Raw genomic sequence first — 18354 nt, 5'->3', positions numbered from 1 at the left:
GTGGGAGGGGGAAGGCTATTCGATGCCCAGTGCGCGCAGGAAAAGGGACGTGACCTCTTTTTCGATCTGCCCGTAGTCCGGCTCCTCGCCCTCATCCAGATTCATCATGTTGCGGACCTGAACATCAAAATCCGCATAATGCTGGGTAACCGCCCAGATATGCATCTGGAACAGCAGGGGGTCGACCGCTCTGACCAGCCCCTGATCGACCCAGGACTGGATCAGTCCGACCGCTTCGCGGGTCGAGGCCTGATAGGGGGCCCAGTGACGGCCCAGCACGGGCGCGCCATTGGCTATCTCGGTGGTGAAGAGGCGCGACGCGTTGGGGTTCCTGCGTCCATATTCGAGCTTCTTGTGCACATAGGCGCGGATCACGTCTGCAGGCGTGTCACCGGTGGAGGCGCTGAGAAACAGCTCCTGCCATTCGTCGAGGATATAGACCAGTATGTCCTCATACAGCTCTTCCTTGCTGGAGATGTAGTAATGCAGTTGGGGTTTCGTCAGCCCGGCACGCTGGGCAATGGCCTGCGTGGAGGCGCCGATGAGACCCTTGCTGGCAAACTCATCGATTGCTGCATCGCGAATGGTTGCAAGGATCATGCGCCGCCGCTCGAGAACCTTGTCCCTGGCGCGCGACGTCTGAGTTTCCTGATTTTCAGCGTTTTGCTGCGTCATTGCCTTTGCACAAAGGTGATGGGCAGAACGGTTGCCCATCACTCCACTTTCCGTTTTGCGTTTATGGGTTGAGCTGCTTCTTCACATCGAGCCCGACGCCCTTGTTGACGAATGCGTCGGTTGCAACTTCCGAAATGTCGATCTTGCCATCCTCGACGATACCCGATTTGACTGCAAGTTCGTAGAACTGCTTCACACGGTCAAGCGACATCGCGCCGATGCCCTTTTCCAGCGTATCGCCACTGTCGATCATCTCCAGCTTTTTGAGCATCTCGATCTCGCCATCCAGCGTCTCGGCGCTCATGTCGGGATTGTCCTGCATGATCAGCTCATAGGCCTTGCTGCGATCACCATAGAGGAAATTGTTCCAGCCGATGATGCTCGCATCCACGAAGCGCTGAACAAGATCAGGATTGTTCTCGACCAGATCCGTACGGGTTTCGATCGTGTTGGCGTAAGTGCTGTAGCCATAGTCGGCCAGAAGATAGGTGGCGACGTCAGCCCCTTCCTTCTTGGCATAAAGCGGTTCGGCGGTGGCGTAGGCCTGCTGAACCATTTTTGGGTCGCTCAGGAACTGGGCGAGGCTGTAGCCATAGGGGCGGATCTGTTCGTCCTTGAAGCCGAAATCGCTGACCAGCCAGCGCCACAGACCATACTGGGTGTCCTTGGCGATCAGCACGGAAGGCGCATTGGTGAGGTCTTCAAAGTCCTTGTAAGCGCCTTCATGCGCCATCAGCGCCTGCGGATCCTTCTGATAGAAGGAAGCGATGACGGTGGTGGGAATGTCATTGGCGTTGTTGTGGAAGGACAAAAGAAGGTTGCCGGTGAGCAGGAAGTCCAGCCGGCCGGCAGCGAGCATCGGCCGGTTGTTGACCTGCGGGCCACCCATCTCGATGGTGACGTCGAGACCGTATTTCTCGTAAGTGCCGTCGGCCACGGCCTGATAGAAACCGCCATGGCCGGCCTGAGCCAGCCAGTTGGTGCCGAACGTAACCTTGTCCAGCGCCATGGCGAATTGCGTGGAGACCACAAGAGCTGCTGCGGTCATTGCGACTTTGTGCATGCTTTTCATAAGAACTTCACTCCCATTCGTTCTTCGGTTCAGTCTTTGGCGGCCATGTCGGCCGTCCAGCCACGGGTCTTGCCAGGGTTGAGCAGGCCAAAGGGATCGGCCAGTTTCTTGAATTCGATCTGCATGGTGTCGATCTGCTTCATTCCACCATCCTCAATGGTGAAAGCGTGCGGATCGTAGATGTCGCAACCGTCCAGCTCTTCGAGTTCGCGGATAACCCGGTAGGTGTCATCGCGGTCCTTGTAGCGGACCAGCGGCAGGCCGAAGATCTGCACTTCGCCTTCCAGCCGCGCCATTTCATGATGCATGTATTGGTCGTCGCCATAGCGCTCCATCTGGCGCATGACGGTCTCGGGATCGAAGGGGCGCGGGTAGGCGACCTGCAGGTAGGTCCAGCCTTCCTCGGCTTTCAGCGCCTGCAGGGTGGTGTGGTTCCAGCCGCATTCATATGCAGGTTGCAGCCCGTTTGCGTGAAGCTCGTCCTGCGTCATGCTGAAGGAAACGCGCCCGCCGAACGATGCCGCCAGTTCGGCAAAGCGCTCCTGCTCTTCGGGCGCGATCATCGCGAACACCGCGTCGCGGTCTGCCGGGAACAGGTCTCCGAACTTGGTGTAGAAGCGCGAGAAGCGGCGATCCACGGTGGTCAGCAGATAGCAGTCGAGTTTCTCTTCCAGCGCCTTGAGGCAGAAGCGAAGCGTTGCATCATAGCTGTCGAAGAGGGCGGCGGTGTGAATCCAGTCCGTCTTCTCGGTCAGGCCGATCTCCAGTTCCATGACAATGCCGTTGGTGCCATAGGCATGCTGCACCTTCTGGATGTCGTGGCCGTGCAGCTCGATGATTTTCGGTTCTGGCTCCAGCGTCATGACCTTCACCGAATAGATGTTGCCATCGTCGCGCAGCATGCCATGACGCAGCGAACCGATGCCGCCCGAGCCGCCGGTGAAGAAGCCGCCAATGGTGGCGATGCGCCGTGTCGACGGGTACATCAGAAGTTCCTGCCCGGTTTCGCGCACCGCGTCGTCCAGCCGGGCGATGCGCGCACCAGCCTGCACCCGCACACGGCCCGGCTCTATCGACAGCACCTTGTCGATTTTGGTCATGTCGAGAATGATGCCGCCTTCCAGCGGAACGCACTGGCCGTAATTGCCGGTTCCGCCGCCACGGATGGTGATCGGGATGCGCAGCCGGGCCGCCGCTGCCGCCACGCGGCGCACCTCTTCCTCATCGGCGGGGATGACGACGAGATCGCCGACGAAATGACCGATATCCTCGCTGAGGATGGGGCTGTACCAGAAATAATCGCGGGAGCGCAGCTCGACCTGTTTCGGATCGTCATAGACGCGAATGCCATCGATCTCGCTGCGGAAAGCGGCCCAGTCATAGGCGCGCGCGGGCTTGGTCGCGAGGTTCATGTGTTTCTCCAGTCGTTGGTTGCCGTCGGCAGCGGCGTACCGCTCCGATAGACAATGCGTTCGCTGCGGGGCCGGCTGATGAGGTCGCCCATGTCTGTTGCGGCATGCCAGATGAAGTCGGCCGGCATGCCCTTTTCGATGAGCCCTGAAATGCTGCTTCCGCATTTGCGGGAGGGCAGTGAGGTAATGCTGTCCAGCCACGCGTCCGGTTCCAGATGCGCGGCTGGCACCGCCAGTCGCAGAACGGACAGCGGGTCGTAATCGCCGTAGGGGTAGAAGGCGTCGCCGACATTGTCGGAAGCGATCATCACTTCCATGCCCGCCGCGCGTGCTTCCTTCAGCGGCGCGAGGCCGCGAAGATTTGGCGTGCGGCCGTTTCCGCGATCCTGCAGGTAGAGGTTCGTGGAGGGCAGGGTAACGAGCGCCACGCCTGCGCGCGCGCCAGCCGCCAAAATCCGCTCCAGTTCGTCTGCCGGTCGCAGCGACAGGGAACAGGCATGGCCGCACAGAACGCGACCGGCCATGCCGAAACGCGCTGTGGCGTCGATCACGAGCGACAGCCCGTCGGCTTCCGGCTCCAGCCCTTCATCGATGTGGAAATCGAGGTCGAGGTCATGGCGCGCGGCAAGGCTGAACATGGTTTCAACCTTCGCCGCCAGATCTGCGTTGCGGTAGAAGAAGGCGCCGAACACGCCGCCGTCATCCGCGACCCGCGCCGCAATGGCGCTTCCGGCCTCCGGTACGATATCTCCCAGAACGAGGGCTGCCGGTTGCAGGTCGATCCGGCCTTTCCATTCTTCGCGCAATTCGCAAATGATGGGCCATGCATCCGGCACTTCCGGCGTTACCCAGTCCACATGGCTGCGCAGGGCGCCAACCCCGTGGGCGAAGGCCGCTTCGAGCGCGCGCACGGCCCGCGCGCGGATATCGGCTGCCGACCAGTTCGGTCTGTCTTCTTCCATCAGCGCAATGGCGTCAAACAGGGACTGGATCGGGGCCGGATTGCCGGCCCTGATCCTTGCGATGGTGTGGGTCTTGTCGAGGTGAACATGCACATCGGCCAGAAGCGGCGTGATGAAGCCGCCGTGTGCTTTTTCGGCCTCGCCGGGGGCCGCCGTAACGATATCGGCGATAACCCCATCCTTCACCACGACATCGTGGCGTCCGGGAAGTGCGGCCACGCCCACGCCTGACAGGCGCAATGTCCCATCCGGCGCAGAAACGTGTGGAATGTCGTGGCCTTTGTACACGCTCAGGCCTCCCGGCGGATTTCGCTTTCATGCCACCGACCAAGCACGAGGCGCGACAGCCAGCTCGTTGCAAGGAAGATGACAATGCCGAGAACCGAGACGAGGAACAGCGCGGCAAACATGCGCGGTATCTCGTTGCGGAAGCTGGATTCCAGAATGCGCGAGGCGAGCCCCGTGTTCTGACCGGCGGTGCCCGCGACGAACTCGGCCACCACGGCCCCGATCAGAGCCAGACCGCCGGCGATCTTCAGCGCTGCCATGAAATAGGGCAGGGCGCTGGGCGCGAGCAGGAAGCGCAGACGCTGCAAGGGCGTGGCGCGATAGAGTTTGAACAGGTCGCGCAGGTTGTGATCGGCGCTGCGCAGGCCGATCACTGTGTTCGACAGGATCGGGAAGAAGGCCACGATCCAGGCGCAGATGAGCAGCGCTGTGAAGGTGTCATGCACATAGATGAGGATCAGCGGCGCAATCGCCACGACCGGCGTGACCTGAAGGATCACCGCAAAGGGAAAGAAGCTCATTTCCACGGTGCGCGATAGAGCGAAGATCATGCCCATCAGAACGCCGCCGGCAATGGCGCAGAGCAGTGAAAGCATGGTCAGCTTCACCGTGAACATCATCGAGCTCATCAGCGAAGACCAGTCCTTCACCAGCGTCTGCGCGATCAGCGATGGTGCGGGGATGATGTAGTGAGGAACCTCATGGTAGCGCACCAGCCCTTCCCACACGAGAAGCGCGATGATGATGGCCATTGTCGGCATGATGACCGCCTTGCGGCGCTCGATGCGGGCGCGGCGGTTCTGTTCTGAATTGAGTACTGGCGTCTCGGTTGTCATGGCGCGGCCCTCAATGATTGATGTCGTCATTGCCGAGCGTCTGGTTGAGCGCGTCGGAGACGATTTCACAGCTTTCGGTGTATTCGCGGGTGGCGCGGAAATTGTCCGCACGGGGGTAGCTTCCCGGAATGGCGATATCGTCGACCACGCGCCCGGGCCTTGCGGCCATCACCACGACGCGGTTGGACAGATAGACCGACTCATAAACGCTGTGGGTCACGAAGATGACCGTCAGCCCGTGCTCCTGCCACAGACGCAGAACGTCGTTGTTCAGCTTGAAGCGGGTCATTTCATCGAGCGCGGCAAACGGCTCGTCCATCAGCAGAAGGCGGGGCTTGGTCACGATTGCGCGCGCAATCGAGACACGCATCTTCATGCCGCCCGAAAGTTCGCGCGGATAGGCTTTCGCAAACTTGCTCAGCCCCACCTGCGCCAGCACCTCCTCGACGCGCGGCGCTGCCTGCGCACGCGACATGCCGCCAAGACGCAGCGGCAGGTACACATTGTCGAACACCGATGCCCAGGGCATGAGCGTCGGCTCCTGAAACACGAACGCGACGTCCTGCGGGCCGGAACTGCTTCCCGGCGCATGGCCGTTCACCGTGATCGACCCGGCGGACACTTCGGACAGGCCGGCGATCATGCGCAGTGCAGTGCTCTTGCCGCAGCCGGAGGGGCCAAGGAAGCTGACGAACTGACCGTCCTCAATGGAGAGTGACATGTCGCTGACAGCCACAATGCCCGTTCCATACTGCTTGTAGACGTTCTTGATTTCGATCAGTGGCTGCGAGCCGGTCGTAGCTGCTGCTCTCATTGTGCTTCCTCACCCCAGGCAGGATTGTTGTCGAGCCAGGTCAAAGGCGCGCGCTCCACCTCGGCGAGCACTTCGACGAGACGGTCGGCTGCATAATCGATTGTCTGGTGACCTTTCTCTGCGGTCGCCGCCGTGGCGTTGCCGGCAGCTCCGAAGGGATTGATGTCATGCATCTGCCAGCCGGGCTTTGCGCCCGCCAGCGAGATGTGGCGATATTCGCTGGCGAAGGTTTCGGTAAGGGCGGCGAAGTTCTGCGCCTTGCTCATCACCACCAGATCGGGATGCATGGCAAGCATCACCGATGTCTCCATGTCGCCGGCGTGAATGCCGTGCAGCGTTTCATGCGCGTCATAAAGGCCGTCCGGCAGGCCATGTCCGAACCAGTTGACGGAAAACACCATCATGCCGTGGCGCTGGCGCAGTTCGCGCGCAACGATGTCCATGACGCTGATCTGCCCGCCATGGCTGTTGAGCAGCACCATCTTGCGCACACCGTTGGCAGCGACGCAGGCTCCAATCTCGCACCACATGGAGATGAGTGTCTGTGCCGAATAGGTCAGTGTGCCGGGATAACGCGCATGCTCATTGCTTTTGCCGATCGGCTGCGTTGGCAGAAACAGGGTCCGGCTTGTTTCCGGTAATCGCTCGATGATGGCCGAAACCATTCCGCTGACGATCGCGGCATCCACCGACAGGGGCAGATGGGGTCCATGCTGCTCTGTCGCGCCGACAGGCAGAACCGCCACCATGTTGCCTCGATCAAGCCGGGAAAACTCTTCGCTCGTATAGTCCGACCAATATCTCTTCAAAATCAGTATTCCTCCCTCATGTTCCGTGCAGTCTCGCCACGGCAAGACGCCAAGCCGCCCCACATGGCGGTGTGCCTCCACACACCGCCGAAGCGACTTCCCCATCCCTGAAACTGAAGGCTTCCTCCCTGCGTTCCATGGGGGTTGGAACGATGTTCTGAGCAATATTACTAACTGATCTGACCGATCGGTCAAACTAATTGTTTAAATGACGTTGGAAATATGCAACGAAATGTCCTGCGGCCCCTCGAGGGAGAGCGAAACGTGCAAATCGCGCGGTAAGCGGGCCGCTTGAGATTGCTCTGGCGCGGGTCTTTGTGCCGGGGCTTTCAGCGGAGGTGTTTATGGTTGAGAGATGCATCATCGTGGGCGGCGGGCACGGTGGCTCGCAGGCTGCTGTCAGTCTGCGCCAGGAGGGATATTCCGGCGAGATCGTGCTGGTCAGCGATGAAAAGGATCTGCCCTATCACCGTCCGCCGCTGTCGAAATCCTACCTGAAAACGCCCGATGGAGAAGGGTTGGTGCTGCGCACCGAAGCCGTCTATCGCGACAATGCCGTCGAACTGGAGCTCGGCGTGCATGCCGAGCGGATCGACGTGGATGGCAAGCGCCTGATCGTTGCAGATGGACGAGAGCTCGCGTTTACCGATCTCGTTCTGGCGACGGGCGCACGCGCTCGCATGCCACAGCTTCCCGGAATGGAATTTGACGGCATCGTCACGCTGCGCACCATGGAAGACGCCCGCCGCATCCGCGCGGCAATGCCGATGGTTGAAAATGTCGTGATCGTCGGTGGCGGCTTCATCGGCATGGAAATGGCGCATAGCTGCATCGGCCTTGGCAAGTCGGTCACCCTCATCGAGGCTGCACCGCGCGTGCTTGCCCGCTCTGTCGCGCCGGTCGTTTCCGCTCACGTGGAAGAGCGCAGCCGCTCCGCCGGTATCGATCTGATCACCTCTGCGCAGCTTGCCGCTATCCATGGCGAGGGTGGAAAGGTCGTTGCAGTTTCCACCGCAGATGGCCGCCGCTTCGACGCTGATATGGTCGTGATGGGCATCGGGGCCGTGCCCAATGTGGAACTTGCCGCCGAGGCGGGGCTTGAGGTTGCGAATGGCGTCGTTGTCGATCCGAACCTGCGCAGTTCAGCACCGCATATCTACGCCATTGGCGATTGCGTGAGTTTTGATCACCATCAGCTTGGTGAGCGGGTGCGGCTGGAATCGGTGCAGAACGCCACCGACCATGCGCGGCACGTTGCTCGGGTTCTCACCGGCGGTGGCCGGCCCTATGCCGAGGTTGCCTGGTTCTGGTCCGATCAGGGGGACATGAAGATCCAGACCGCGGGGCTGGCGGCGGGCGCAGACAGTCTCATCGTTTCCGGCGCTTCCGAAGACAATGCCTTCTCCGTCTATCATTTCAGGGGTGAGAAACTGGTCGCCGTCGATTCCATCAACAGGCCAGCTGACCACATGATCGCGCGCCGGCTTCTTGGAGCTGGCATCAACCCTTCGGCTGCGGATATCGCGGAGGGCGCCCAGCGCCTCAAGCAACTGATCAGCGCCTTCAAGGCGAACTAAGCCCTTCACACATTGCGCGGCTGAGGCGACAGTCGCACAAAATCATCCGGAGTTCTGTGAAATGCTTCACTGCCTTATCATCGGCGCGGCCGGCATGCTCGGCGACGGGCTGGCAAAGCGCCTCGTAAAGGATGGCGAAATCGGAGGCCGCAAAATCGGACGGCTGACGCTGTTCGATATCGTTCCAGCCCATGCGCCTGAAGTGGAAGAGATAAGTGTCACGGTTGAGGCGGGCGATATCTCGGCCGTGGAAACGGCGGAGCAGCTCGTTGCTTCCCGTCCTGACGTGATCTTCCATCTGGCGGCCATTGTATCGGGCGAGGCAGAGCGGGATTTCGAAAAGGGCTACCGCATCAATCTGGATGGCACCCGCAATCTGTTCGAGGCGATACGCAAGGCCAATGAAGAAGACGGATACTGCCCGCGCGTGGTCTTCACCTCGTCGCTGGCTGTTTTCGGATCGCCACTGCCCGATGTGATTGGCGATGACCACATCATTACGCCGCACTCCAGCTATGGCACCCAGAAGGCCATCGGCGAACTTCTCCTTGCAGACTACAGCCGGCGCGGCTTCTTCGACGGCATCGGCATCCGCCTGCCGACCATCTGCATTCGACCGGGAAAGCCGAATGCTGCAGCTTCCAGCTTCTATTCCGGCATTCTGCGTGAACCGCTGGCCGGACTACCGGCCATCCTTCCGGTCGATACATCCATGCGGCACTGGTTCGCCAGCCCCCGCGCGGCAATCGGCTTCATGGCCCATGCGGCAGTAGTCAGCAGCGAATTGCTCGCCGGGCGGCGCAACATGACCATGCCCGGCGTTTCGGCAACCGTGGCCGATGAGATCGAGGCGCTGCGCGCCATAGCCGGCGATGCCGCCGTTGCCCTCATCCGTCACGAAAAAGACCCGGCCATTGAGGCGATCCTCTCCACATGGCCCCAGGCTTTTGAAGCCGACCGGGCGCTCAAACTCGGTTTTGAGGCCGACGAGTCGTTTGAAGCGATCGTGCGCGCCTATCTCGAAGATTACGCAACAGATGCGGAGCAGGCATGATGAACACAGCAGTGCAGGACAACACCGCCGGAAACTTCCTTCTGATCGGTCTCGGCGCGATGGGCTATGGCATGGGCAGTTCGCTGCTGCGCGCCGGTCTGGGCGTGGATGGTTTCGATTTGAATGGTGATACGCAGGCGCGCTTCCGGGCTGAGGCCGGGCGAGACCGCCCGCTGGCGGTGGCTGCCAGCGAAGCCGATGGCGCCATTCTCGTCGTGGTCAACGCTGCACAGACGCGTGATGCCCTGTTCGGCGCGAATGGTCTTGCTGACATGCTGAAGCCGGGTGCGGTGGTGATCAGTTGCGCCACCATCGATCCGCAGCAGGCCATTGCGTTCGAGAAGGAGCTTTCTGAGAAAGGCATTCTTTATCTCGACGCCCCGATCTCCGGCGGCTCCGCGCGTGCGGCACAGGGCAAGCTTTCGGTCATGGCCTCAGGCTCTGCGGAAGCGTTTGAGAAAGCGCAGCCAGCGCTGGATGCCATGGCTGAAACAGTCTTCCGGCTGGGCGACCGGGCCGGGCCGGGGTCGGCGATGAAAAGCGTCAACCAGCTTCTGGCCGGCATTCATATCGCCGCCGCAGCCGAAGCATTCTCCTTCGGCATCGCGCAGGGGCTGGATGCGGATCAGATCATGCAGGTCATTCCCGCCTGCGCCGGCTCGTCGTGGATGTTCGAGAACCGGGGGCCATACATCACAGATGGCGACTACCGGCCGCATTCGGCGATCGACATTTTCGTCAAGGATCTGGGTATTGTCACCGATGCGGCATCCGGCGCGAAACTCGACCTGCCGGTTTCGCAGGCTGCACTCGAACGCTACCGCGCGGCTTCTGCCGAGGGCATGGGGCGCGAGGGGGATATTGCGCTCATGAAGCTCTATGCTGCCCAAAGCGGCATCGACCTGCCGCCGAAGCGCTACGAGGACAAATAAACGGCTGCCGTGCTGCAGCCCCAGCTGATCAAGGCAGTTTCGCCGCAGGGCACCCAGCGGCGAAACTGTCTTGGAGCGACACGCTCACAGCGCCAGGCAGCAATATTTCATTTCCAGATAGTCCTCGATCCCGTGGCGGGAGCCTTCCCGGCCGAGACCCGATTGCTTGATGCCCCCGAACGGCGCGACTTCCGTTGAAATCAGGCCGGTGTTCACGCCGACCATGCCGTATTCGAGTTCTTCCATCATTCTCCAGACGCGGCTGAGGTCGCGGCTGTAGACATAGGATGCGAGACCGAATTCCGTATCATTGGCAGCCTCCACCACCTCTTCCAGAGTGGAGAAGCGGAAGACCGGCGCCAGAGGCCCAAACGTCTCTTCTTTTGCAACGGCCATCTGAGGTGTGGCGTCCCGCAGGACGGTCGGCTGGAAGAACGTGCCGCCGAGGTCATGCGGCGCGCCGCCCAGAACCACCGTGCCCCCTTTTTCCAGCGCGTCGTCGATATGGGCGCGAACCTTGTCCATCGCAGAATGGCTCACCAGCGGGCCGACCGCGCAGCCTTCAAGAAAACCATCGCCAACCTGCAGGCTGGATACGGCTTTGCTCAATCTCTCGACAAACGCGTCATAGACGGCATCCTGAACATAGATGCGGTTTGTGCAAACGCAGGTCTGTCCTGCATTGCGGAATTTCGAGGTGACGCAGCCTTCCACGGCGGCGTCGAGGTCGGCATCGTCAAACACGATGAATGGCGCATTGCCGCCGAGCTCAAGAGACAGCTTCTTTATCTGGTCTGCCCCGTTGCGCATCAGAATGCGCCCCACATTGGTCGAGCCGGTGAAGCTGATCTTGCGAATGGTCGGGTTTTCCGTGAACTCCAGTCCCACGCCGACACTGTCTGTCGACGGGAGAACGGAAAGAAGTCCCCGAGGCAGGCCTGCTTGTTCGGCCAGCTTTGCGAGCGCGAGGGCGGAAAGCGGTGTTTCGGTTGCCGGTTTGACCAGAATGGCGCAGCCGGCGGCAAGCGCTGGCGCGACTTTGCGCGTGATCATCGCATTGGGAAAATTCCAGGGGGTGATTGCGCCAACCACGCCAACAGGCTGCCTGATCACCATCAGCCTCTTGTCTTCATGATGCCCCGGTATGGTTTCCCCGTAGATGCGTTTGGCTTCTTCTGAGAACCACTCGACAAAGCTTGCGCCATAGAGAATTTCGCCGCGCGCTTCAGCCAGCGGTTTTCCCATTTCAGCCGTCAGGATTGCCGCCAGGTCGTCGGCATGATCGACGATCAGGTCAAACCAGCGGCGCAGGATGCCGGCGCGCTCTTTTGCGGCGCAACGCGCCCAGACTTTCTGCGCTGGCGCGGCCGCCGATATGGCGCGGCGAACATCGTCGCGTGTGCAATCCGCGACATCGGCCAGCTTTGCTCCCGTGGAAGGGTTCGTCACCGGAAAAGCCCGGTCGGTGCGGTGCCAGTCTCCGGCGATGAACGCATCCGAAATGAGAAGGTCGGGTCGATCAAGGGGGATCATCGTTTCTCTCGCAATCTTGGGAAAGGGACGTTGCGGCCGTGCTCTGTTTCGAAGAACACGGCCTTTCTCTTGTACGCCTTGATCAACGCTTTGCGGTGAGTGTGCGGATCAGGCTGTGCGGCTCAATGCGCAAGGGATGCTGAGCCAGGTTTCCAGCTCGTGGTTCACGGTATCCACCGCTGTCAGGTTCACCATGTGGCGATGCCCGGCAACGATAACCGCGTGACCGTTTTGTGCTGCCTGCGCCATGGCGCGCGACATCGCCGGTGTGGAGTTTGGATCACCTTCACCGGTGAGCGCCAGCAGCGGACATTCAATGCCTGAGACGTGATCGGCATAGTATGTATCGCCACGGGAAAAGGCCGTGTAGGCCGTTGCATAGCCCGCATGATCGACACTGCCGAGCCATTCGGCCACCTGATCGCGCGCTTCCTGCTCGGCAGGGCTGTCACCGAACCAGCGGCTCAATGGGGTGGCGACATCAAAGGCGCCAGCCCGGATTTGTGCGGCACGGTCTTCGACGGCGGCACGCGCGTCAGGATCCCGGCGGAACACGCCGTTCAACAGTGCAACGCGCTCAACCATATCGGGATAGGTGACCGTGAAGCCAACGGCGATCAGGGCGCCCATGGAGTGACCCGCCAGACTGATCTTCTGCAGGTTGAGTGCCTGCAGCGCCGTGTGCAGCCAGTTCACATAGTCGCACACCTGCGCGCCTTCGGGCAGGTGGCTGCTGAGGCCGTGCCCGGGCATGTCCAGAGCAAAGACATGATGCGTCTTTGAAAGTGCATCGATCTGCGGCCCCCAGGCCGCAGACTGCATGCCGACGCCATGGATGAGGACGACAATGTCGCCCTCTCCAGCCTCGCGATACCCCAGTTGGCCGTAACCCTCAGACAGCTGCAGGGTTTTCAACGTCATGCCCGAGCTCCTTGAGGTCCTGATACCGGTCGCCGATGCGGTGGTGCGGCCGTCCGCCAATCGAAGCACCAAGCGCGATCACGATTTCGTCCGCTGCCGGTGCGTCTGCTATTGAAAGCTGGATGGTGAGATAATGACTGCGCTTTCCGCCGTCATTCTTGTCCATGAGCGGGATCATGAGCGGAGCGTTAGCCGGACCGCGCGTGTTGCAGAAAGCCAGGTATGACTTGGCGCCCACCGCCTCACGGTAATGGTTGCCGAAACGGAGCGTGTGGATCAGAGCCGAAGCGTGTTCGACTTCGCCGGACAGGCCGACGATTGCCGATTTTCCGTAACCCTCGACCTTGTCGCCGCCGCCTGCTGCTTCCAGAATCATTTCGGTGAGGAGTTCGCCCAGTCCGGGGGCGCAATCCATGATCTCGGGCCTCAGATCCTCGACAAAACCCCGTCCTGCCCATGGGTTCCGGATGACGGCCACCGCCGCGATCATTTTCAGGGGCGTTGGTGCAGCTTTCCCGCCTTCGATGAGCGTTTCCTCGACGTGTAGTAGTGTTTTGCGGATCTCAGCAGGCATTCGCAGCTCCCGGTTGATTCGAACGGTTGGTGTTGATTATGGTATACCGTAATACAATCATTCAAACAACCTTGCTTGCGGGAATCTACGCTGCTATCTCGTCGGCATGACAAATCTTGGCCTGAATAAAATTGAGCAGCAGCCCACCACCCTGCGAGACATGGTTCTTGAACGCCTGCGCGATGCGATAATCGACGGCGTGTTCAAGCCGGGCGACCGACTGGTTGAGCGCGTGCTCTGCGAGCAACTGGGCGTCAGCCGTACGGTGGTTCGAGAAACGCTGCGCTATCTCGATGCGGAAGGTCTGGTGGAGCATCTGCCCAATCGCGGGCCGATCGTCGCCAGGATGGACTGGGACGATGCACGGCAGATCTACGATATCAGGCTGAAGCTTGAAACGGCGGCTGCCGAGGCCTGCGCAAGGAACATGACACCGGATCTTGAGCGGCGTCTGCGCGAAGCGCTTGTCGATCTGGAAGCCGCTGCCGCAAAGGAAACACCCGGTGCGCTCTTCAAGGCCACGACGCGGTTTTATGCTCTCATCTTCGAGGGGGCAGGGCACAATATCGCCTGGGAAGTCGTGCAGCGCCTGAACGGCCGTATTTCCCGCCTGCGCGTGATGACGCTGACCAGCGAAAACAGAAAAGTGTCTGGCCCGACCCATATGCGCAACATCTGCGAAGCGATTGCTGCGCGTGACCCCGAGGCGGCCCTGGCTGCCGTTGAAGCCCACCTGACGGACGCCACGTCCATCGCACAGAAACTCCTGGCCGGAGACAAGGAAAAATCATGAGCGCATTCGACGAAGACCTCTTCCTCAAGGGGCTGGAGAAACGAAAGTCCACGCTTGGGGCCGAGTATGTCGAAAGCAATCTGGCAAAGGCTGATGAATTCACACGCCCTTTTCAGGAAGCGATGACGGCCTGGTGCTGGGGCTTCGGCTGGGGCGATGAGGTCATCGACGCGAAAACGCGGTCGATGATGAACCTCTCGATGATTGGCGCGCTCGGCAAGATGCACGAGTGGGAACTGCATTGTCGCGGGGCCATTCGCAATGGCGTGACCCAGGACGAACTGCGCGCCATCATTCATGTGATCGGCATCTATTGCGGCGTGCCGCAGGCGCTGGAGTGCTTTCGCGCCGCGCGCAAGGTTCTGGAAGAGGTGGAAGCGGAGTAGCAGGCCGATCACCGGCGGCGACTGCTCTGCCTTTTTAGATGTGCTTTCACGACTGGAAAGAAAACGGGCCGGTCTTGGACCGGCCCGGAAGCATCAATCGGCAATCGCGCCGATTTCCTTGAAGTAACGCTCCGCGCCGGGGTGCATCGGAACGGTCCGCTTCTGCGCTCCAAGCTCGACGGTCAGTCCCTTGAAGCTCGTGTTGCTCTCGCCGAGCGCCTGCAGGTTTTCCCAGAACGCCTTCGTGAATTCGTAGATCATGTCCTCGTCGGCTTCCGCGTCGGTGTAGATCACCTGCGCCAGACCGAAGGTGGACACAGGCTCATCCTGCCCGCGATAGGTGCCTGCGGGCACTTCGAACGGTACGAGAAGGTCGTAGTAGACTTCGTTGAGGCGTTCGATCACCTCGGGGTCGAGGTTCAGATAGCGCATCGGCACGGTGGACGAAAGCTGCTGTGCGTTTGCCAGCCCCACCTGGAAGACATGCATGCCGCCGTCGAAGACGCCATTGCGGATTTCATCGAAAACCTGCCCGGTGGAAACCGTTCCTGCCTTGATATCGTCCGTGGAAAGGCCGGCTGCCTTGAGCAGCTCCAGATTAAGCCCGTAGGTGAAGCTCGACGGCGTGTTGAGGTTGATCGCATGTCCCTTGATGCCCTCAAGCGATGTGATCCCTGAATCTTCGCGCACAAAGACATTTTCCGGCACGACGCTGAAGATGAACAGCTGTCGCAGGTTCTTGAACTCGTCCGCGATGGGGATGTTGGCGAAGTCATTGCGCTTGTTGTAGGCGAATTCCAGATCGATCAGCGTGTTGAGAGCGATGTCGAGTTCGCTGTTCAGCACCAGACCGAGATTGTCGCGGTAGCCGCCGGTGGTCTGGACGGACAGTTTGTACTTGTCCTGCGCGTTGTTGAACACTTCCGAGATGGTTGCGCCGTTGATGTAGGGGCCGGAGCCGGAGCTGCTGGTTCCGATGGAAAGCTGCTCCTGAGCCGAGGCGGCGGACGAAACCATGATCGAGGCGGCGGCAAAGAGTGCTGCATGCCGGATTTTGGACGGTATCTTGAACATTTACTTCTCCCTTTTGATTACGTGTTCTGGTGTTTTGCGCCGGTTGCCGGGGCGCTCTGGATTCCATCGAGCCTGGCGCGGCGCAGATAGATCAGGGCGACGACGGCAACGCCTGCGATGTCGGTGAGGTAGCCGGGGTTGATGAGCGAGATGGCCGCTGCCGCCAGCAATGCGCGTTCGATCCAGTTGATCCGTCCGGCGCACCAGCCCTGCACCGCGGCTGCCATGGCAAAGACGCCGATCGCAGCCGAGCAGGCCGAAAGCGCGACCGTCATGGCATCACCCTGAAGCAGCAGGGCCGGTGAGAACAGGAACATGAACGCGACAATGAAGCCCGGCAGCGAGTGAACGAATGCAGTGACTGCCGTGCTCCACCAGTTCGCGCGTGCAATGCCGGCAGCCACCACGGCCACGAGGGCCACCGGAGGTGTGGAGCCGGATTTGATCGCGAAGTAGAAGAGGAACAGATGCGCGCCAAGCAGCGGTGCGCCGGCGGCGGTCAGAGCCGGAGCCGTGAACATCGCCAGAAGCAGGTAGGCGATGGGCGTGGGCATTCCCATGCCGAGCAGCGTTGCCGCAACCACGGCGAGGATGGCGGTCATCAGCAGCGAGCCGTCGCTGACCGAGAGGATGATGTCGGCAATGCGCGGTCCAAGGCCCGTTGTCACGATCGCCGCCTGAAGGAGGCCGATTGAGACGATCAGGGCCGTGATCGCGGCCGCCTGGCGCGCGCCACTGTCGAACTGGTCGAGAATGGCCCGGAAAGGCATGCGCGAAACGCTTCGTGCGAGACCGCACACCATTGCGATGCCGATGGCGATGAGGCTGGCGTAAGACGGTGTGTAGGACTCGACTATCAGCAGATAGAAGAGCACGGCGGGCGCGACCAGAAGATGCCATCCATCGGCAAAGCTCTGTCGCAGGCTGGGGATCTCGTCTTCCGGAATGCCTGCAAGGCCGGCCTTGCGCGCCTCGAAATGCACCACGCAGTAGAGCGAGAGATAGTAGAGAACGGCGGGCAGAATGGCGGCAACTGCAATCGTTGCGTAGGGGATGCCGGTGAGCTGCGCCATGATGAAAGCGGCCGCGCCCAGAATTGGCGGAACGAGCTGTGCGCCTTCCGAGGTGTTGGTTTCCACGGCGGCTGCCACATGCGGCCGGAAGCCGGTGCGGATCATCAGCGGGATCGTGAACGTTCCCGTGGTGACGACGTTGCCGACAGAGCTTCCCACCATGGTGCCGAGACCGGCGCTGGCGACCATCGCGCTCTTGGCCGCGCCGCCGACCTGCCGGCCGGTGGTGGCGTTTGCGACCTTCATGATGAAGTCGCCCGTGCGCGTTGCCTGCAGGGCCGAACCCAGCATCATGAACATGAACAGATAGGATGCCGCGACGCTCAGGCCGGTGCCGAAAAAGCCTTCGGTTGTATAGGCGGTCAGGTAGATGATCCGCTTGAGGTCCATGCCCGCATGCTGCATGACGCCGGGAAAGTAGGCTCCGTAGAGCATGTAGACGACACCGAACACGCCAAGCGCGAACAGTATGGTGGAGTGCCGGCGCGCGGCCTCCAGCGAAATGACGATGATCGCGACGCCGATGGCGACATCCGTGCCTGTGAGGTAGCTGGAGCCCCAGAGATTGATCAGGCGTTCGAAATTGACGATCACATAGCCCATGGTCACGATGGTGGCCGCGGCAAATGTGGCGTCCAGGCCCCATTGAACGCTTCGCATGACCTGCTGATCGGACCGCGTCCGGTCAAGGAAGGCGATGCAGAGCATGGCGCAGGCAAACAGCGCGAGGTGAACGATGGTTGTCTTGTACGGTCCGAAAAGCGTCGCGTATGCCATATAAGCGAATATGAGCATCCCGACCGCTGTCAGCACCCAGTCGACGCCGGAGCGACGCTCTCGCGTGGGTTCTGTCATTTCAACTGATCTCCTTGTGGGGTGGAGCCCTGTGGCGCCTTTTTCAGGTGGCGCAGGGCCGCGTCACACGCTGCAGCGACGTGGACGAAACTTGCTTTTTCGGCGGCGGCGGTGTCGCGGGCAATCAGGGCAGAAGCGATTGCCTGCATCTCCGAATGGCTTGCGTCATGACGTTCCGGGTCGGACATGGACTGCGTCCGCAGAAAGTAGACGCGTTCGATGATCGCATTCAGGGAACGCTGGATTTCCCCGTTTCCGGACCCTTCGATCATGATGTCATAGAATGTCGTGGTCGCTTCCCTGATCGCTGCGAGTTCGCCGGCTCTGAAGGCGTTCTTCAGCCTCTCGGCGGCCCCGGCGATGTCGTTGATCGTGTCACTGGAGGCGCGCTGGGTGAAAAGCCGCGCCGCCAGGGCTTCCAGGCTGGCGCGTACTTCGTAGATGTCCCGGATCTCGCGTGCGCTCATCAGAACGACAATTAGATTGTTGTTGGCGTCGCGACCGACCAGCCCTTTCTCTTCAAGCCGGGCAAGGGCCTCGCGAACAATGGTCCGGCTCACGCCGGTTGCTTCGCAGAGTTCGCGTTCGACGATCTTCTGGCCGGGAGCGAGCTTCCCATCAAGGATTGCACCCTGAATGGTGTCCTGAACCCGCGACCGCAATGTCGGCGTGGTCCGGTCGATGCGCAGCATCTCCATAGTGTGAACGCTCATC

Annotated in this window: 18 protein-coding genes; 5 read left to right on the top strand and 13 right to left on the bottom strand. The window is 60.9% G+C overall.

Going from position 1 to position 18354, the window contains the following annotated elements; all coding sequences use genetic code 11:
• Nucleotides 1–15 precede the first annotated feature (15 nt).
• The 7 genes from ACRTG1_RS02770 to ACRTG1_RS02740 form a co-directional block, all read right to left on the bottom strand.
• Nucleotides 16–675: a TetR family transcriptional regulator C-terminal domain-containing protein gene (locus ACRTG1_RS02770; protein ID WP_113156588.1), complete on the bottom strand. Its 660-nt coding sequence runs from the start codon at nt 673–675 to the stop codon at nt 16–18.
• Between the two features lie 61 nt (nt 676–736).
• Nucleotides 737–1723, bottom strand: coding sequence for an ABC transporter substrate-binding protein (locus ACRTG1_RS02765; protein WP_222474321.1), 987 nt, complete (start codon nt 1721–1723; stop codon nt 737–739).
• 53 nt (nt 1724–1776) lie between these two features.
• Nucleotides 1777–3159 (bottom strand): FAD-binding oxidoreductase, encoded by a 1383-nt coding sequence (locus ACRTG1_RS02760; RefSeq protein ID WP_206552991.1) that lies wholly within the window; start codon nt 3157–3159, stop codon nt 1777–1779.
• A complete protein-coding gene (locus tag ACRTG1_RS02755; protein WP_432515724.1) occupies nt 3156–4361 on the bottom strand; it encodes an amidohydrolase family protein in 1206 nt (401 codons plus the stop codon). Before ACRTG1_RS02755 ends, ACRTG1_RS02760 begins: the two co-directional genes overlap by 4 nt.
• A gap of 50 nt (nt 4362–4411) precedes the next feature.
• Nucleotides 4412–5245, bottom strand: coding sequence for an ABC transporter permease (locus tag ACRTG1_RS02750; protein WP_206545208.1), 834 nt, complete (start codon nt 5243–5245; stop codon nt 4412–4414).
• 10 nt (nt 5246–5255) lie between these two features.
• On the bottom strand, nt 5256–6059 hold the full coding sequence (locus tag ACRTG1_RS02745) for an ABC transporter ATP-binding protein (RefSeq protein ID WP_113156592.1): 804 nt from the start codon (nt 6057–6059) through the stop codon (nt 5256–5258).
• Nucleotides 6056–6868, bottom strand: a complete 813-nt coding sequence (locus ACRTG1_RS02740) for a creatininase family protein (RefSeq protein WP_432515723.1) — start codon at nt 6866–6868, stop codon at nt 6056–6058. Before ACRTG1_RS02740 ends, ACRTG1_RS02745 begins: the two co-directional genes overlap by 4 nt.
• A gap of 344 nt (nt 6869–7212) precedes the next feature.
• Here ACRTG1_RS02740 and ACRTG1_RS02735 point away from each other — a divergent pair, with 344 nt between their 5' ends.
• From ACRTG1_RS02735 to ltnD, 3 genes are all read left to right on the top strand, one after another.
• Entirely contained in the window at nt 7213–8445 is a 1233-nt protein-coding gene (locus ACRTG1_RS02735) for an NAD(P)/FAD-dependent oxidoreductase (RefSeq protein WP_432515722.1), read from the top strand.
• A gap of 61 nt (nt 8446–8506) precedes the next feature.
• Nucleotides 8507–9499, top strand: a complete 993-nt coding sequence (denD, locus tag ACRTG1_RS02730) for a D-erythronate dehydrogenase (RefSeq protein WP_432515721.1) — start codon at nt 8507–8509, stop codon at nt 9497–9499.
• A complete protein-coding gene (gene ltnD / locus ACRTG1_RS02725; protein ID WP_297561309.1) occupies nt 9496–10431 on the top strand; it encodes an L-threonate dehydrogenase in 936 nt (311 codons plus the stop codon). The genes denD and ltnD overlap by 4 nt, the downstream gene beginning before the upstream one ends.
• Nucleotides 10432–10515: 84 nt before the next feature.
• Here ltnD and ACRTG1_RS02720 read toward each other — a convergent pair whose 3' ends face one another.
• The 3 genes from ACRTG1_RS02720 to ACRTG1_RS02710 form a co-directional block, all read right to left on the bottom strand.
• Nucleotides 10516–11964, bottom strand: a complete 1449-nt coding sequence (locus tag ACRTG1_RS02720) for an NAD-dependent succinate-semialdehyde dehydrogenase (RefSeq protein ID WP_432515720.1) — start codon at nt 11962–11964, stop codon at nt 10516–10518.
• Nucleotides 11965–12072: 108 nt separating this feature from the next.
• Complete coding sequence (locus tag ACRTG1_RS02715) at nt 12073–12885, bottom strand: alpha/beta fold hydrolase (RefSeq protein ID WP_432515719.1); 813 nt, start codon at nt 12883–12885, stop codon at nt 12073–12075.
• Nucleotides 12857–13459 carry an amino acid synthesis family protein gene (locus ACRTG1_RS02710; protein ID WP_113156598.1) on the bottom strand — a complete coding sequence of 201 codons (603 nt, stop codon included), beginning with the start codon at nt 13457–13459 and terminating at the stop codon, nt 12857–12859. The genes ACRTG1_RS02715 and ACRTG1_RS02710 overlap by 29 nt, the downstream gene beginning before the upstream one ends.
• 160 nt (nt 13460–13619) lie before the next feature.
• On the opposite strand from ACRTG1_RS02710, the gene ACRTG1_RS02705 reads away from it, so the two are divergent.
• Nucleotides 13620–14252, top strand: coding sequence for a GntR family transcriptional regulator (locus ACRTG1_RS02705; RefSeq protein ID WP_246747113.1), 633 nt, complete (start codon nt 13620–13622; stop codon nt 14250–14252).
• Complete coding sequence (locus ACRTG1_RS02700; protein WP_206549154.1) at nt 14249–14638, top strand: carboxymuconolactone decarboxylase family protein; 390 nt, start codon at nt 14249–14251, stop codon at nt 14636–14638. Before ACRTG1_RS02705 ends, ACRTG1_RS02700 begins: the two co-directional genes overlap by 4 nt.
• A 93-nt stretch (nt 14639–14731) precedes the next feature.
• Here ACRTG1_RS02700 and ACRTG1_RS02695 read toward each other — a convergent pair whose 3' ends face one another.
• The 3 genes from ACRTG1_RS02695 to ACRTG1_RS02685 are packed head-to-tail and all read right to left on the bottom strand — an operon-like array spanning nt 14732 to nt 18353.
• The gene (locus ACRTG1_RS02695; RefSeq protein ID WP_206552984.1) at nt 14732–15712 is read right to left on the bottom strand and encodes a TAXI family TRAP transporter solute-binding subunit; all 981 of its coding nucleotides are present in this window, start codon (nt 15710–15712) and stop codon (nt 14732–14734) included.
• Between the two features lie 17 nt (nt 15713–15729).
• Nucleotides 15730–17640: a TRAP transporter permease gene (locus tag ACRTG1_RS02690; RefSeq protein ID WP_432515718.1), complete on the bottom strand. Its 1911-nt coding sequence runs from the start codon at nt 17638–17640 to the stop codon at nt 15730–15732.
• Entirely contained in the window at nt 17637–18353 is a 717-nt protein-coding gene (locus ACRTG1_RS02685; RefSeq protein WP_162742413.1) for a GntR family transcriptional regulator, read from the bottom strand. Before ACRTG1_RS02685 ends, ACRTG1_RS02690 begins: the two co-directional genes overlap by 4 nt.
• Nucleotide 18354 lies beyond the last annotated feature (1 nt).

It is taken from the genome of Nitratireductor sp. PBL-C9, assembly GCF_050877045.1.
Classification (GTDB): domain Bacteria; phylum Pseudomonadota; class Alphaproteobacteria; order Rhizobiales; family Rhizobiaceae; genus Nitratireductor; species Nitratireductor aquimarinus.
The sequence above is the reverse complement of the archived record's forward strand: the minus strand, read 5'-3'. Positions and strand labels throughout refer to the sequence as shown.